14 protein-coding genes are annotated in these 14,487 nt (G+C 51.8%); 7 read left to right on the top strand and 7 right to left on the bottom strand.

All coding sequences use genetic code 11. From position 1 onward, the window contains the following. Positions 1-143 precede the first annotated feature (143 nt). From ABDW72_RS07460 to ABDW72_RS07470, 3 genes are all read left to right on the top strand, one after another. Positions 144-992 (top strand): transglutaminase-like domain-containing protein, encoded by an 849-nt coding sequence (locus tag ABDW72_RS07460; protein ID WP_347157885.1) that lies wholly within the window; start codon positions 144-146, stop codon positions 990-992. A 71-nt stretch (positions 993-1,063) separates the two neighbouring features. Continuing rightward, complete coding sequence (locus tag ABDW72_RS07465) at positions 1,064-1,252, top strand: hypothetical protein (RefSeq protein WP_347157886.1); 189 nt, start codon at positions 1,064-1,066, stop codon at positions 1,250-1,252. Next, the gene (locus ABDW72_RS07470; protein ID WP_347157887.1) at positions 1,249-1,638 is read left to right on the top strand and encodes a type II toxin-antitoxin system death-on-curing family toxin; all 390 of its coding nucleotides are present in this window, start codon (positions 1,249-1,251) and stop codon (positions 1,636-1,638) included. Before ABDW72_RS07465 ends, ABDW72_RS07470 begins: the two co-directional genes overlap by 4 nt. A gap of 92 nt (positions 1,639-1,730) precedes the next feature. Here ABDW72_RS07470 and ABDW72_RS07475 read toward each other — a convergent pair whose 3' ends face one another. Continuing rightward, the gene (locus ABDW72_RS07475; protein ID WP_347157888.1) at positions 1,731-2,321 is read right to left on the bottom strand and encodes a redoxin domain-containing protein; all 591 of its coding nucleotides are present in this window, start codon (positions 2,319-2,321) and stop codon (positions 1,731-1,733) included. Between the two features lie 19 nt (positions 2,322-2,340). Then, entirely contained in the window at positions 2,341-2,982 is a 642-nt protein-coding gene (locus ABDW72_RS07480; RefSeq protein WP_347157889.1) for a 4'-phosphopantetheinyl transferase superfamily protein, read from the bottom strand. 107 nt (positions 2,983-3,089) lie between these two features. On the opposite strand from ABDW72_RS07480, the gene ABDW72_RS07485 reads away from it, so the two are divergent. Genes ABDW72_RS07485 through folB form a run of 3 tightly spaced genes read left to right on the top strand, consistent with a single transcriptional unit; the run spans position 3,090 to position 5,337 of the window. Further along, entirely contained in the window at positions 3,090-4,013 is a 924-nt protein-coding gene (locus tag ABDW72_RS07485) for a WD40 repeat domain-containing protein (RefSeq protein WP_347157890.1), read from the top strand. A gap of 4 nt (positions 4,014-4,017) precedes the next feature. Continuing rightward, on the top strand, positions 4,018-4,971 hold the full coding sequence (locus ABDW72_RS07490; protein ID WP_347157891.1) for a DivIVA domain-containing protein: 954 nt from the start codon (positions 4,018-4,020) through the stop codon (positions 4,969-4,971). Positions 4,972-4,980: 9 nt separating this feature from the next. Continuing rightward, a complete protein-coding gene (gene folB, locus ABDW72_RS07495) occupies positions 4,981-5,337 on the top strand; it encodes a dihydroneopterin aldolase (RefSeq protein WP_347157892.1) in 357 nt (118 codons plus the stop codon). Positions 5,338-5,887: 550 nt separating this feature from the next. Here the strand turns inward: folB and meaB are convergent. Beyond that, complete coding sequence (meaB, locus tag ABDW72_RS07500; RefSeq protein ID WP_347157894.1) at positions 5,888-6,868, bottom strand: methylmalonyl Co-A mutase-associated GTPase MeaB; 981 nt, start codon at positions 6,866-6,868, stop codon at positions 5,888-5,890. Positions 6,869-7,107: 239 nt separating this feature from the next. On the opposite strand from meaB, the gene ABDW72_RS07505 reads away from it, so the two are divergent. Further along, positions 7,108-8,505, top strand: a complete 1,398-nt coding sequence (locus ABDW72_RS07505) for a DUF5723 family protein (protein ID WP_347157895.1) — start codon at positions 7,108-7,110, stop codon at positions 8,503-8,505. A gap of 104 nt (positions 8,506-8,609) precedes the next feature. Here ABDW72_RS07505 and ABDW72_RS07510 read toward each other — a convergent pair whose 3' ends face one another. From ABDW72_RS07510 to scpA, 4 genes are all read right to left on the bottom strand, one after another. Next, complete coding sequence (locus tag ABDW72_RS07510) at positions 8,610-9,761, bottom strand: TolB-like translocation protein (RefSeq protein WP_347157896.1); 1,152 nt, start codon at positions 9,759-9,761, stop codon at positions 8,610-8,612. 104 nt (positions 9,762-9,865) lie between these two features. Beyond that, entirely contained in the window at positions 9,866-11,506 is a 1,641-nt protein-coding gene (gene treF / locus ABDW72_RS07515; protein ID WP_347157897.1) for an alpha,alpha-trehalase TreF, read from the bottom strand. A gap of 222 nt (positions 11,507-11,728) precedes the next feature. Continuing rightward, positions 11,729-12,124, bottom strand: a complete 396-nt coding sequence (locus ABDW72_RS07520) for a hypothetical protein (RefSeq protein WP_347157899.1) — start codon at positions 12,122-12,124, stop codon at positions 11,729-11,731. A 197-nt stretch (positions 12,125-12,321) separates the two neighbouring features. Next, positions 12,322-14,466, bottom strand: coding sequence for a methylmalonyl-CoA mutase (gene scpA / locus ABDW72_RS07525; RefSeq protein ID WP_347157900.1), 2,145 nt, complete (start codon positions 14,464-14,466; stop codon positions 12,322-12,324). Positions 14,467-14,487: the final 21 nt, after the last annotated feature.

Raw genomic sequence — 14,487 nt, forward strand, 5'->3', positions numbered from 1 at the left:
AAAAACAGGGGCTGTGCTATAGGTAGAAACGTAGCCCCTGCAGGAGTATTAGGAAGAAGGAAGTATACGCAAGGCAGCTACCCGGTTTGGTGGCAAGCGAATAAAATTCCTAATTTTGACGATCATAATTACAGAGGAAAAGAGTGAACAAGACAGAGATTAAGGCGCTGATATCCTTGTTGGATGACGTAGACTTTGAGGTGGCGGCGCATGTGGAGCAGAAGATTGTATCATTAGGAGAAGGCATTATCCCCTTTCTGGAGGAGGAGTGGGAGGAAACCCTGAACCCGGACCTGCAGAAAAAAATTGAGGACCTGATTCATAACTTGCAGTTTGACGGGCTGCTGCACCGCCTGCAGGAGTGGAAAAAAGAAGGAGCCCAGGACCTGCTCAAAGGCATGTGGCTGGTAAACAGTTACCTGTACCCCGATGTGGAGTATGGCACCATTACCCGCGAAGTAGATCAGCTATACTATGAGGCCTGGACGCACATGAAGGAAGAGATGCACCCGTACGACCAGGTAAAATCGCTCAACAATGTGCTGTTCCGGGAGAAAAAGTTTTCAGCCAATACCAAAAACTTTCATTCGCCGGCTAACTCTATGCTGCACCTGGTGCTGGAGACCAAGCGTGGCAACCCGCTGACGCTCTGCGTGATCTACATGACCATTGCCAAGCGCCTCCATATGCCGGTACATGGTGTAAACCTGCCCAACCTATTTATACTTACCTATAAAATGGATGGCATTCAGTTTTACATCAACGTCTACAACAAAGGCCTTATCCTTTCCAAAGCAGATATCGATAACTACATCCTGCAGCTCAACCTGAACCCGATCGACATCTTTTATGAGCCCTGCTCCAACCTCGACATTATCAAAAGGGCATTGCGGAACCTGGCTTTCTCTTTCGAAAAGATGGATGACTTGGAAAAAGCGACCGAAGTAACTAAACTGCTGGCTGCCATATCAGATGATGAACCGGGTGTCTAAGAGTTAGTAAGACCTTCTAAGCATGAACAGTGTCTGCAAATAATTCGTAATTTGAGAGAAAGGACTATAGAATGACTGCTAAGGAACTCAGAACAGAAATTCAGAAAGTATTAGAGAATGTTCCGGAGAGTGCGCTGGAGGATGTGCTCTTTTATTTAAAAGAAGTGCAGAAAGAAACTACGTCTACACACGATAATGCAACTCTTTTACAGAAAATACTGACAGAAGACAGAGAACTTCTTAAGAAACTTGCTCAATGATCACTATAGAAGAGGTTGAGCAGATACATCACATAGTTATAGCGGAATTTGGAGGAGCCAAAGGAGTAAGAGATACAGGAGCATTAGATGGAGCCATAAACTGGCCGTTTGCCACGTTCGACCAACAAGAGCTTTATCCCAGACCAATAGATAAAGCAGCTGCTATAATTGAGAGCATCTTAATAAATCATCCATTTGTAGACGGAAATAAGCGAACGGGATACGTATTGATGCGGCTTATATTACTTCAGGCAGGTTTCGATATTAGGGCCACCCAGGATGAAAAGTACCAATTTGTTATCTCGATAGCCCAGGGTAATTTAACATTCGACGGCATAAAGAAGTGGATAGAGGAACGACTACAGCAAGCAAGATACTCTAGCTGACATGAGTGAGAAAGCCAAATTGAAGTACAAAGTATAAACAAAAAGCCGCTCCTGTTTTAAGGAGCGGCTTTTTGTTTATACTTTAGTTATACTTAATATTTCTTAATCAGGCAGCCGGTCGCCCGCTTGTCTAAAGTGGTGACCGTTTTGTTGGTGAGCACCTCGTCTATTACATTCTTCAGGTAAAAGTTTTTAACGCCGCTTTCCAACTGTGGGTTGTCATCAATAGCGCCTTTATACTTGAGCACAAATTCGCCGTTGCTGTTGTTCAGCACATATACTTCCGGGGTTTTGGTAGCTCCGAACTGTGCGCTGATCTTCTGACCTTCATCGGCTAAGTATGGGAAGCTGTAGTTCTTGGCAGTCATGTCGGCCAGGGTTTCAGCACCATCTCCTGCGCCTACACCTGGGTTGATGAATACAAACTGCACCCCTTTGCTACCATAGGCGCTGGCCAGCGTTACCAGGCGGTTTTCATACAGCTTGGCATACGGGCACTGCGTGTTGGTAAACACCAGTACCACCGTTTTGGCGCTGGCAAAGTCGCTGAGCGAAATGGACTTGTTGCTGCTGCTCTTCAGCGAAAAATCGGCCACTTTATCTCCCAACTGGTAGCCGCCAGACTGTGCCATAGCACTGGCGGAAAGAAGAAGTGCGGTGGCAAGAAAGGCCAGGTATTTCATAAGGGTTTGCTTTTGTAGTCTAAGTTTGTTGTAAATCGATGCAATAGGTCAGTACGTGCTCGTGAAGCGTTTCATACGCAATCTGATACAATTTAGAAAAATTTTCGGTTTGCACACGTCCCTGCAGCATATTCGCTTCGGCAGACGGGCTTACGTGTATGTTCTCTTTCAAAATCAGCTTTTTACGGCTATACAGTTTATACAACGTTTCTTTAGCGCTCCAGTAAAGGCAGGTTTTCTTAGTATCAGCTTTTGTGTTTTCTTTCTCAGTTTCAGACAAAAACTTATCAGCTACCCGCAATGCTTTCGGTGTGATAAGTTCAATATCTGTGCCAACCTCATACTTGTCTGAAAGTATAACAGCCGCCAGGTGGGGCGAGTGCGTGATGGACACGTGCAAACCTTGCCGGGCAAAGTATGGCTTCCCAGCTTCGTTGCGCTGTAGCAGAAGCGGCTCGGGGGTAAAGTGTTGCAACAGCCTATAGGCGAGCACCCGGCTAGCCAGCCATTCGCGCTGCCGCCGCGGGTGCACCTGGCCCGGCAGCAGGTGTGCAGCGGCATGGGCAGGCATCAGGTGCTGCAGTTCCTCTGGAGGCTCGGTCAGGTGCCAGATGCTAAGAAGGGTGTGCGGGTTAAGAGATCGGGTGAGCAGCAGGGGCATAGGCAATAAAGCTAGTGGGCGGCGGGTTAAACAAGTAGAAAGGCGATCGGTTCGCGCTTTTATCGTAAATTTAGCTAAAATTTGAAACCAGCAAGTATAAGGGCGACATGGCCAGCAAAATACAAGTACACAAAGTAGCCACCCTTACCGGGCACCGCGATTGCGTGTATACCCTCACGCCCTCCGGCGCAGAAAACGTCTTCTTTTCAGCGGGTGGCGACGGCATGGTGGTTGCCTGGAACCTGGACCAGCCAGAGAACGGCGAGCTGATGGCACGGGTAACAACCTCGGTATACGCGTTGCAGTATGTGCCCGACCGTAACCTGCTGCTCGTTGGCCAGAACCAGGAAGGCCTGCAAGTGATTGATTTGAAAAGCAAACAGATACTGAAGTCGGTGTCGCTGCCGAAAGTGGCTATTTTTGATATACTGTACGCGCCGGAACCGGACCAGGTATACGTGGCATTAGGCAATGGCAGCGTGTGTGTGCTGCACGGGCAAACCTTCGAACTGCAGACCATTATCCGGAAAACGGACCAGAGCGCCCGCTGCCTGGCTTACAACAAGTATAGCAACGAGCTTGCCGTGGGCTACAGCGATAATACAGTGCGCGTATTCGACGTTGCCAGTAGGACGGTGAAGCACACCCTGGAGGCGCACACGAATTCGGTGTTTACGATTGCGTACTCTCCGGACGGCAAACTGCTGCTGACCGGTGGCCGCGATGCGCACTTGTGGGTGTGGCAGGTGGAGGATGGCTACAAGGAGCGAGGCTACCAAATTGCGCACATGTATACCATCAATCACATTACCTATAGCCCCGATGGCCGGTATTTTGCCACCTGCAGCATGGATAAATCGATCAAGCTGTGGGATGCCGAAACATTTAAGTTGCTGAAAGTGATTGATAAAGTACGAAATGCCAGCCACGGCACATCTGTGAATAAATTATTTTGGTCGGCTCATCAGAATCAGTTAGTTTCGTGTAGTGACGACCGTACCATATCAGTTTGGGACATTAATTTAGGGTAGCATTATGAAGATTACACCATTAGAGATCAGGCAAAAAACGTTTGAGAAAGCATTTAGAGGGTTAGATAAGGACGAGGTCAACGCCTTTTTGCTGACGCTCTCGCAGCAGTGGGAAAAGTTACTGGATGAGAACAAGGATCTGCGCATGAAGCTGGATACGGCCCACCGCGAGACTCAGAAGCTGCGCGAGGTGGAATCGTCTCTTTACAAAACCCTGAAAACAGCCGAGGACACGGGCAACAGCATTATGGAGCAGGCCCAGAAGTCGGCCGAGCTGAAGGCGCGCGAGTCGGAGTTGCAAGCCCATGAACTGCTTTCGGAAGCCCGCAACCAGGCACGCCAGATGCTGGAGCAGGCCAAAGGAGAAGCTGATAAAGTGGTGGCCGAAATGCAGCAGGAAGTGAAGAACCTGGAGCAGGAACACCTGCGCCTGGAAGGCTATTTGGACACGCTGGTACGCGACCTGAAGAACCTGGCCAACGAAGCGCTGGAGAAAGCCGAAAAGACCAAAGCAAAACCTAAATCAGGGATGGGCAGTATTCTTTCGAGAGCAGCAGGTGTAACGGTAGAAAATGCCGAGCTGCTGAAAAACCTGAAAGATATGAGCGCAACACACGAAAATAAACCTTACGAGCTGGCCGAAAGCACGGCAGCTAATGCACCGGTTGTACTGGCAACCAGCAGCAGTTCGCAGGCAGTAACACAGGTGCATCCTGAAATACCGAGCCCGGCAGAGCCCGTAGTGCCTAGTATACCGGGTCCTGAAATTGAGCAGCCAGCGCCAGATTATCCCGGTCGGGTGCCAGCCCCGGACATCGAGCGGCCGATCCCGGACATACAGCCTGTAACGCCGGATAAGCCAGAAGTGCAGCCGATTCCGGAGCCGTCGCGCAACTATGCGCAGGTAGCCTCAGCTGCAAAGCAACCTGTAGGTTCCTTCTTTGACGAATTAGGCTAGGCAATAACGATGGGGCAAATTGCACTGGAAGGCATGGAGTTCTTCGCCTTCCACGGCTACTACGACGAAGAGCAGAAGATCGGCAACAAATATGGCATCGACCTGGTCATTGACACGGACCTGCGCCGTGCTGCAGCTTCAGACGACCTGCACCAGACGGTAAACTACGAGGTGCTGTATGCCCTGGTGCTGGAGGAGATGAAAACACCTGCGCGCCTGCTGGAGCACCTGGGCCACCGCATCATCGACAAAATATATGCGCAGTTCCCTTTTGTTGCTTCCGTAAAAGTGAGTGTGTACAAGTATAACCCACCGCTCGGAGGCATCTGCAAATGGGCAAAGGTGATACTGGAAGAAGTGAGATAACTATTTTAATTATAGATAGTAAAGCAGCTGGTTCAGGAATGGGCCAGCTGCTTTTGTTTTGTTGCGGATTTTTGTACTCCAAGTTATACTTGTTAGTTACTGTTTGATGCGCAGTTTTACACTTGCCTTGTTGCATCTCATACTTTGGAGCGCTCTAAAGCTAAGGACTGGAATCTTTCACTAAGCTGCTGTCTTTTATAGTTCCAGGTCCAACCACCCCTATCCCTCCTTAACCAAGGAGGGGAGCTTTACTTATTACGAATTCTTTCTTTCTGGTTTTCTCTTTCCTGTCATCCTGAAAGGATCTTGGTGAATGGGAGGTGAAGTCCTAACTATACCACTTTTACTTCTCTTTCTCTAAAAGCTGAATTCCCTCCTTGAGGAGGGCAGGGAGGTGTTCCTGATAAACTACAACGCCTATACTTCAGCCATAGCAATTACAAACACCCCTCGTTAGATAAGGAGGGGCAGTTGGACCCGGCACTACAAGCCTTAGACAATAAGCTATAATAAAAGAAACAAACAAGTATAAACGACAATCCTACTTTGGTTACCTCAGGCGCAGGAGCTCCGCAGCGGCGGCAAAGGCGGATTTTTGCCCCTCTTTTACGGCTTGTGCTATACTTGGCAGCTGCGCTTTTACCTGCGGACGGGCATAGAAGTTATCTTCCAGGCTTTGGCGGATCGCTTCGTGCAGCCACTGCAGGTTTTGGTCGCGCCGCTGCTGCTCAAAATACCCGTTGCTCTGTGTCAGGTTAAGATAAGCGGCTATACTTTCCCAAATGGTTTCCAGGCCGGTAGTAGCCAGGGCAGAACAGGTGCTCACCTGCGGTGTCCAGCCCGAAGGAGCAGGTGGATAGAGGTGGAGGGCATTTCGGTATTCGGCGCGGGCGGCTTTTGCTTTGTCAATGTTGCTGCCATCGGCTTTGGTGATGGCGATGGCGTCGGCCATTTCCATGATGCCGCGTTTGATGCCCTGCAGCTCGTCGCCAGCACCAGCAAGCATCAGCAACAGGAAAAAATCAACCATGGCATGCACCGCCGTCTCCGACTGGCCAACACCGACAGTTTCCACGATGATCGTATCGAAACCAGCCGCTTCGCAAAGTATGATACTCTCGCGCGTACTTCGGGTGACGCCGCCCAGCGATTTGCCTGCCGGCGAAGGCCGGATGAATGCCTGCGGGTTAACGGACAGCGACTCCATTCGTGTTTTGTCGCCCAGGATGCTGCCTCCGGAGCGCTGGCTGCTGGGGTCAACAGCTAATACGGCCAGCTTCCGGCCTTGCTCGCGAATCAGGTAACTGCCGAAAGCCTCGATGAAGGTGCTTTTGCCCACACCCGGCACCCCCGTAATGCCGATCCGTACCGAATTGCCAGCATTTGGTAACACCCGCTGAATGACTTCTTGCGCCAGTTCCTGATCGGTGAGGAGCTTGCTTTCGACCAGCGTAATGGCCCGGCTGAGCATTACACGGTCACCGGCTAAGATGCCTTGCGCATAGGTGTTGGAGCTGAATCGAATGGCCAAAAGCTAGGAGTTAAGTGAAAGAATAGGTGCAAATTTAAGCTTTCCGCGTTAGCAAGCACCTGCTGCTCCTATGTATACTCTTTTTACTATAAAAGTTTTTTGAAGTATAGCAGGTCTCATCAGAAAAACAGAAATTGCACTGAAATTTAGTATTAAGTAAGTGCCTGGTTCCTAACAGCAAGGTGCCTGAGCCTGTTCGCCTACTTACAGAAACAATCCTATTATCTCATTTTCATCGTATGAAAAAGACCTTCTTGCTGGCAGTTGGGCTGCTGGCTGCACAGACAAGTGCATGGGCTCAAACGGAATTTAGCAACTTTTCGGCTGTCGGGCGTGGTGGTGTGCTGAATACCTTTGCACATGATTACGAGGCACTGGGTATCAACCCGGCAAATCTGGGGCAGAGCACGTCTATTGTGGCCTTTACAGTGCTGGAGGGTGGCTTGGGAGCCAGTTCGCAGGCGCTCACCAAAGACACTTTTCGTAAGTTTGCTGCCCTTTCTACAACTGAAGACCTGACGCTCTCTGAACGCAAAGACTTAGCGAAAGCCTTTACCAACGATAATGTGCTGAATGCAGGGGCCGATCTGACCACGCTGGCGCTATCGGTATACGTGCCAAAAATAGGTGGCTTTGCTTTTAGTAACCGGCAGCGCGTGCTGACACATGCAGGCTTCAATCAGAACTTTGCAGAGCTGGTGTTTTTAGGACAGGATGCCTCCGTTTATGACCAGTTTAAACCGGATGAGACTGTGTATGTGTCGCAGCTTTTTGCCGGAACGGAAATCAAGGCATCCTGGGTAAATGAATGGAGTTTTGCCTTTGGCCGCGAGCTCATCAGTTTGCCGGCGTTCCATGTGTATGGTGGTGCAGGCTATAAGTACCTGCAGGGGCTGGCGCTGTATGAGTTTAGTGCCCAAAGCGGCTCTGTTAACGCTTATAGAGCTTCGTCACCCCTGCTGGACTGGAACTACGAAAGCTACCTTGACAATCCGAACTTCAACTATAAAGATATGGACGGTATGCTTAGCCCTGTGGGCAAAGGCCACGGGATCGATGTGGGCTTGTCGGCGGAGGTAGCTAAAGTTGTAAAGTTAGCTGTGTCTGTCACAGATATTGGCCAGATGACCTGGACGAACAACCTGCTGCAGGGCGAAGACAAAGGCTTTACGCTGCCCAGCGACTCGGACAGGGCGAAGGAGTATAACTTTGAAGATGCCGCCGAGGCAATGAAAACCATTGTAGACAGTGCCATCGTTTTCTCGCCCGTAAGCGCCCTGACCACCAAATTACCTACCCGCTTTCGCGCCGGCGCTGGTGTAAAGGTGGGGAAGGTGCTGGAACTGGGCGTGGATTACGTACATGCCCTTAATAAGGCACCTGGCAATATCTCACAGGACTTTATAGGTTTGGGGCTGGATGTGATGCCCCTTCCATTTTTCCGCCTGAGCACCGGCGTCTCCACAGGCGCGGGCGATAAAGTAAACCTGCCCATTGGCTTTGCCATTGTTACGCCGGTATATGAATTCGGCATCAGTACCCGCGACATTACGGCTCCTTTTTCAGAAACTAATCCGGGCGTATCTACCGCTATGGGCTTCCTGCGCTTCAGGATTGGCAAGCCAAAGGTGTTGTAGGTAGAGGTTGTATAAAATAAACCCGGTAGGTTTCTAAAACCTACCGGGTTTGAGCCAAAAAGGCCAGCCTCGGAAGAAGCTGGCCTTTTACTTTAAGTATAAACTTACTTGCTGGTAGCCTTAAAAGAAGTACCGCTGCGGATGCCCTGCGCAAAGTTCGGCAGGCCGAGATCACTTTTACGGCCACCTAAGTATAAACCCTGGTCGGTATAAGTGCTGGCTGTGCCTTTCAGGTTGGGCTGGCTGATGACACCAAGATACGTGTTGTCCTGGCGGGCAACATATATCCGGCCATCCGGACCTAACACTAACGCACCGATATGGGGGCTGCCGGAGGTGCCCACCACCATCGCCGACTTAGCGATAGCCGCAGCATTTCCTGCTTTCAAATCAAACTGCACAATTTGCCCTTTGCCCTTTCCGTCACCGTTGGTGGTGCCGTATACTTTGGAGCCATCCGGCGAGAATGCCACACCATAAGCTTCAGAATAACCTTTCAGCAGGATAGGATTTGATACTTCGCCAGTGCTACGGTTAAAGTCCAGCACTTCGAAGTTGCTGTCATCGTTCCAGAGAGCGGCGGCCAGGCGCGTGCCATCCGGCGAGGGTACCAGGTAGCCGATGGCTTTGCGGTTGGGGCCGCCGTGCACGGTGCCTACATTGCTCATCACAGGCTTGGGAGTTACGCCATCCGCCGACACAAGAAAAGCAATGTAGCCGTTGCTGTTCCAGCGGTGTGCCAGTACCCACCAGTCGCGGCCGTTGCTGTGGCGCACGGCTGTCAGTTTTTCGGTAGCCGGTGAGATCATAAACACGTTGCGCGAGATAATGTCGCCGTTGCCTTCGTCTTTGCTCATATCTACCACACTATAGCGCAGGCCATTGGATTGCGCCTGTATGTCAGTTGTAAAGATGTAGTAGATATGGTCGGAGCCAGGCTTGGGAAGTATGAGCGCCGATTGCGTGGATGATTTGCCGCCCATCAGGCCATTGCCATTGGGCATTACGCGGTGGTTGCGGTTCCAAACCGTAATGCCATTGGTGTACAGTAGCAGGTTTCCGTCCTTATCCGACAGCGTGGCGCTACCTTCCTCTGTTAGCAGGCGACCGTTGGTTTGGGCAATGACCGAGTCGCCCTGAAAGGTGATGCCAGCATTTTTGCCAAAGTACCAGTTAGCGGTTTCACCCTGCGCGAAAGTTGAAAAGCTGCCAATGCAAAGTATAAAGGCCGAAGCTAAATGTCGAAGCGTGCTCATAGGTGCTCTTGTTTATTCCTAAACGAGCCAGTTGCAAACCTAGTGCCAAGTATGGTTGAATTATAGCTGAAGCAGAAAGGAAGCGGCAGCCATAGGTATGGCTGCTACTGCTTTTGCATTTCCAGGTGGCCTTCTGCCGTTTTAAGCAGTTCCGGCTGCAGGTTCAGGAGCTTGAGCAGCACACCATTTGTCCAGCCGAAGCCGTCCTGGTTAGGGTACTCGCCGCCGCCGGCTTTCAGGTCGAGGTCCTCCACATTATACTTTTCCAGCAGCTTGCCGGTATTGTGGTAAACACTGGTGTTGAGCGTGGCCCAGCGCTGCGCGATGTTATCGGCCAGCTGGTTATACCTGTAGTTGCGCAGCCCTTGAATGCTCATCCATTGCAGTGGTGCCCAGCCGTTGGGCGCATCCCACTGCTGGCCGGTGTGGCTAAGGGTGGTGGCCAGGCCACCGGGTTTCAGGAAGTCTGTTTCGACCCGTTTTGCTACACCTTCCGCCTGTTTCTGCTTCACCATACTAAAGTATAGCGGGTACACCGCAGCCAGTGTCGGGATGTTGGTGGTAGTGCCTTTCACAAAATCGTAATCGTAGAAATAAGCATCCTTGTCGCTCCAGGTATACTTGAGCAGGGCATCGCGGCGGGCCCTGGCCAGTTGCTCATACTTGCGGGCTTCGGCTTTATTCCCATTCAGCACGGCCATCTCTTGTAGCGTAAGTTCCACGTGGTACAGCAGCGCATTTAGGTCTATCGGAATAAGCTCTGTGGTGTGGATCGTTCCCAGTGTTTTGCCATCGGCAAACCAGCGGCTACTGAAGTCCCACCCTGATTCGGCCGCTGCCCGGAGGTTGCGGTATACTTCTTCGGGTGCTCTGCCGGACTTGCGGGCTGTTTCCACGTCTTCTTTGTACGCTTCCGGCCGTGGAGCGGGGTTGTCGTCCCAATAACGGTTCAGAATGCTGCCATCCGGCAGGCGCACCACGCGGCGGTGTGTAGGGTTGGCAGCTGTCAGTTTATCGGCTCCATCCATCCAAAACGCATACTCTTTCTGCAGCGCCGGCGCATACTTCCGGAATACGTCGCGGCCTTTTTGCTGGGCCAGTATACGCAGCATCAGGGCATAGAACGGAGGCTGCGAACGGCTGAGGTAATAGGTGCGGTTGCCATTGGGGATATGCCCGGTCGTGTTGATCAGGTGCGTGAAGTTGTCGACCATATTTTGGATGAGCTCCGTTTCGCCGCTGGCCTGCAGGCCAAGCATGGTGAAGAAGCTGTCCCAGTAGTAGATCTCGCGGAAACGGCCACCCGGCACAATGTACTCGTTTGGTAGCGGCAGGAGCGAGCCGCCGTCAGCCCCGGGCTGCCGCGTAAGTACCGGCCAAAGGCGCTCGATATGTTGTGTAACGGAGAGCGTGGTATCAGTGGTGAAGCCGGTGGCAGGCTGCGGGGGCAGCTCAAAATGTGCCAGTACAAAGGCTTTCAGATCAAAATCCGGTTGGTTTTTCTGCTGTTGGTACGCCTGCAGAATCTGCGCCGGAGAAGTGCGTGGGATGCAGTCTGGAAATGTTTTGGAATCGGGGAAAACAGCCTGCAACTGCACTTGCTCAAACAACGCACCCAAGTCTTTTTCGGGTTGGTACAACTGCTGTGCCTGCAAAGGGCTGCTGGCAAAAAGCGCACAGCAAAGTAGCAGGGGGCAAATATACTGGCTGGCACCGGACGCAAGGGCAGCACCTAATTGGCGCATAAGCAAACAAAGGAATAAACGAAACGCCTTAAAAAAGGGGAGCTGCTGTATTGAGTTTGGAGGTAAACCGGGTAAATGTAGAGCTTTTTTTGTCATTGTAGCATCATATAGGCGCACTTCACGGGCGCGGTGAGCATAATCCTTTTCCAGCTATATGCAGTTTTGCGCCTAAAAGTTATCAAAAGGCTGCTCCGTATACCGCACCTGAAAGCAGTAGCAACTTTACCGGAAAGGCTTCTTGATAAAGGCAACCTGTCCCATCGCATCTTTTTCATACCGCGCCAACACATACGCCTGATAGGCGGGTGCGATGTTCGGTTCGGCTGGGAGCACTTCAGAGGGTACCGGGCTGCCTTGCCGGAAGAAGTATACTTTGGTGTTGCCATACTTGGTGTGTGGCATGAAATCACCATACGCCTGCATCTCGCGCCAGAGCGTGTCAGCTACGGTAACGGCATACACCCGCACAATAGGGCCGGTGTTGTTCGCATTACGGTACATGGCCACTTCCTTGAAATTCCCTTTCAAATCCTGCGGACCCGGCTGAGAGAAGGAGTCATAGATAAACCAGAGGATGAGGGCAACTGCGATGGCTATTAGGAGGGGTTTCAGTTTCATGGTATGTGAAGGTAGTGAAATCAAGGCGAACGTTGCCAATGATTAGAAAACAACCTCTGCGAGTTAGAGACTTGCTCTTTATTTTTAAGCACAGGATTAAAACCTGCGCCAGAAGTACCGGCGCCAAGTTAAAAGTATAAAAGCCGCAGCTGAATCAAATCAACTGCGGCTATTTTATAACACTTAACTTTAAACTCTTAACTCTTAACTGAATTTATCAACTGCTTCAGTATCTTCTGTGCGGCAACAGAGATGATGGTGCCTGGTCCGAAGATGCCAACAGCGCCTGCTTTATACAGGAAGTCGTAATCCTGCGCCGGGATCACGCCACCAACAATTACCAAGATGTCTTCCCGGCCCAGCTTGCGTAGCTCTTCAATAAGTTGCGGTACCAGCGTTTTATGGCCGGCGGCCAGCGAGGATACACCCACCACGTGCACGTCGTTTTCGGCGGCCTGCATAGCTACTTCGGCGGGCGTCTGGAATAACGGGCCGATGTCTACATCAAAGCCGAGATCGGCGAAGGAGGTGGCGATGACTTTGGAGCCGCGGTCGTGGCCGTCCTGGCCCATTTTAGCGACCATAATGCGGGGGCGGCGGCCCTCCAGTGTTTCAAACTCGTCGGCCATGGCTTTGGCCTGTTCGAAGCTCTCGTCGTCGGTTAGTTCTGCGGAGTACACGCCGGATATGGCTCTGATGGTTGCTTTATGTCTGCCGTATACTTTCTCCAAAGCATCGGAAATTTCACCTAAGGTAGCGCGGCGGCGGGCAGCCTCTACCGCTAGTTCCAGCAGGTTGCCCACGCCCGACTCCGCGGCATTTGTCAGCGCCTGCAGCGCGTTCAGCACACTGCCTTCGTCGCGACTGGATTTTATACTTGCCAGCCGTTGCAGTTGCGACTCCCGTACAGCGGTATTATCGATGTCCAGGATATCAATTTCCTGGATCTGGCTTGGTTTATACTTGTTCACGCCCACGATGATGTCCTTGCCCGAATCGATGCGGGCCTGCTTGCGGGCAGCAGCCTCTTCGATGCGCATCTTCGGTAAGCCCGTTTCGATGGCTTTAGCCATACCACCAAGTTCTTCCACTTCCTGCATCAGCGCCCAGGCTTTGTGCGCTAATTCGTGCGTAAGCGCCTCCACATAATAAGAACCACCCCACGGGTCTACCACTTTGGTAATATTAGTTTCCTGCTGCAAGTAGATCTGCGTGTTGCGGGCAATGCGGGCCGAAAAGTCTGTTGGCAAAGCAATGGCTTCATCCAGGGCGTTGGTGTGCAGGCTTTGCGTACCGCCCAGCGCTGCGGCCATGGCCTCTATGCAGGTGCGGGCTACGTTATTGAAGGGGTCCTGCTCGGTTAAGCTCCAGCCAGAGGTTTGGCAGTGGGTGCGCAGGGCCAGCGATTTCGGGTTCTTCGGGTTAAACTGCTTGATGAGCTTGGACCACAGCATACGGGCGGCCCGCAGCTTGGCAATTTCCATAAAGTGGTTCATGCCGATGGCCCAGAAAAAGGAGAGGCGCGGTGCAAAATCATCTATGTCCATACCTGCCTTCAGGCCGGTGCGCACATATTCCAGTCCATCGGCCAGGGTATAGGCCAGCTCCAGGTCGGCCGTCGCGCCAGCTTCCTGCATGTGGTAGCCCGAGATAGAGATAGAGTTGAAGCGCGGCATGTGCTTGGAAGAAAACTCAAAGATATCCGCGATGATCTTCATGCTGGGCTCCGGCGGGTAGATGTAGGTGTTGCGCACCATGAACTCCTTCAGGATGTCGTTCTGGATGGTGCCACTCAGTTGTTCCGGCTTCACGCCCTGCTCTTCGGCGGCCACAATGTAGAAGGCCATGATCGGCAGCACAGCACCATTCATTGTCATCGACACCGACATCTGGTCCAGCGGGATCTGGTCGAACAGGATCTTCATGTCTTCTACCGAATCGATGGCGACCCCGGCTTTGCCCACATCACCTACCACGCGCGGGTGGTCGGAGTCGTAGCCGCGGTGCGTGGCCAGGTCAAACGCTACGGAAAGGCCTTTTTGGCCACCTGCCAGGTTGCGTCGGTAAAAGGCGTTGCTTTCTTCGGCAGTAGAGAAACCGGCATACTGGCGGATTGTCCACGGCTTTTGCACATACATCGTGCTGTAGGGGCCGCGCAGGTAAGGCGGCAGACCGGCAGCAAAGTCCAGGTGCTCAAAAGCAGGAGTGTCCTCCGAAGTATAAAAGCTTTTGACAGTTATCTTCTCGGGTGTTTTCCAGCTTTTTGCCGGCAGCGGGTCTTTGGGACCGTGCGTTGCCGCAATTGCCTGGTGTAAGTCTATCTTAGAAAAGTCAGGTCTCATGTTCGATTTTGATTAACTGAA

Origin of the sequence: Pontibacter chitinilyticus (genome assembly GCF_039748935.1) — a bacterium.
In the GTDB taxonomy this organism is placed as follows: Bacteria; Bacteroidota; Bacteroidia; order Cytophagales; family Hymenobacteraceae; genus Pontibacter; species Pontibacter chitinilyticus.

What these genes read in the sequence shown, in the direction of transcription:
- ABDW72_RS07465 (WP_347157886.1), top strand. Translation starts at nt 1,064, where the DNA reads ATGACTGCTAAGGAACTCAGAACAGAAATTCAGAAAGTATTAGAGAAT.
- ABDW72_RS07470 (WP_347157887.1), top strand. Translation starts at nt 1,249, where the DNA reads ATGATCACTATAGAAGAGGTTGAGCAGATACATCACATAGTTATAGCG.
- ABDW72_RS07475 (WP_347157888.1), bottom strand. Translation starts at nt 2,321, where the DNA reads ATGAAATACCTGGCCTTTCTTGCCACCGCACTTCTTCTTTCCGCCAGT.
- ABDW72_RS07480 (WP_347157889.1), bottom strand. Translation starts at nt 2,982, where the DNA reads ATGCCCCTGCTGCTCACCCGATCTCTTAACCCGCACACCCTTCTTAGC.
- ABDW72_RS07485 (WP_347157890.1), top strand. Translation starts at nt 3,090, where the DNA reads ATGGCCAGCAAAATACAAGTACACAAAGTAGCCACCCTTACCGGGCAC.
- ABDW72_RS07490 (WP_347157891.1), top strand. Translation starts at nt 4,018, where the DNA reads ATGAAGATTACACCATTAGAGATCAGGCAAAAAACGTTTGAGAAAGCA.
- folB (WP_347157892.1), top strand. Translation starts at nt 4,981, where the DNA reads ATGGGGCAAATTGCACTGGAAGGCATGGAGTTCTTCGCCTTCCACGGC.
- ABDW72_RS07505 (WP_347157895.1), top strand. Translation starts at nt 7,108, where the DNA reads ATGAAAAAGACCTTCTTGCTGGCAGTTGGGCTGCTGGCTGCACAGACA.
- ABDW72_RS07510 (WP_347157896.1), bottom strand. Translation starts at nt 9,761, where the DNA reads ATGAGCACGCTTCGACATTTAGCTTCGGCCTTTATACTTTGCATTGGC.
- treF (WP_347157897.1), bottom strand. Translation starts at nt 11,506, where the DNA reads ATGCGCCAATTAGGTGCTGCCCTTGCGTCCGGTGCCAGCCAGTATATT.
- ABDW72_RS07520 (WP_347157899.1), bottom strand. Translation starts at nt 12,124, where the DNA reads ATGAAACTGAAACCCCTCCTAATAGCCATCGCAGTTGCCCTCATCCTC.
- scpA (WP_347157900.1), bottom strand. Translation starts at nt 14,466, where the DNA reads ATGAGACCTGACTTTTCTAAGATAGACTTACACCAGGCAATTGCGGCA.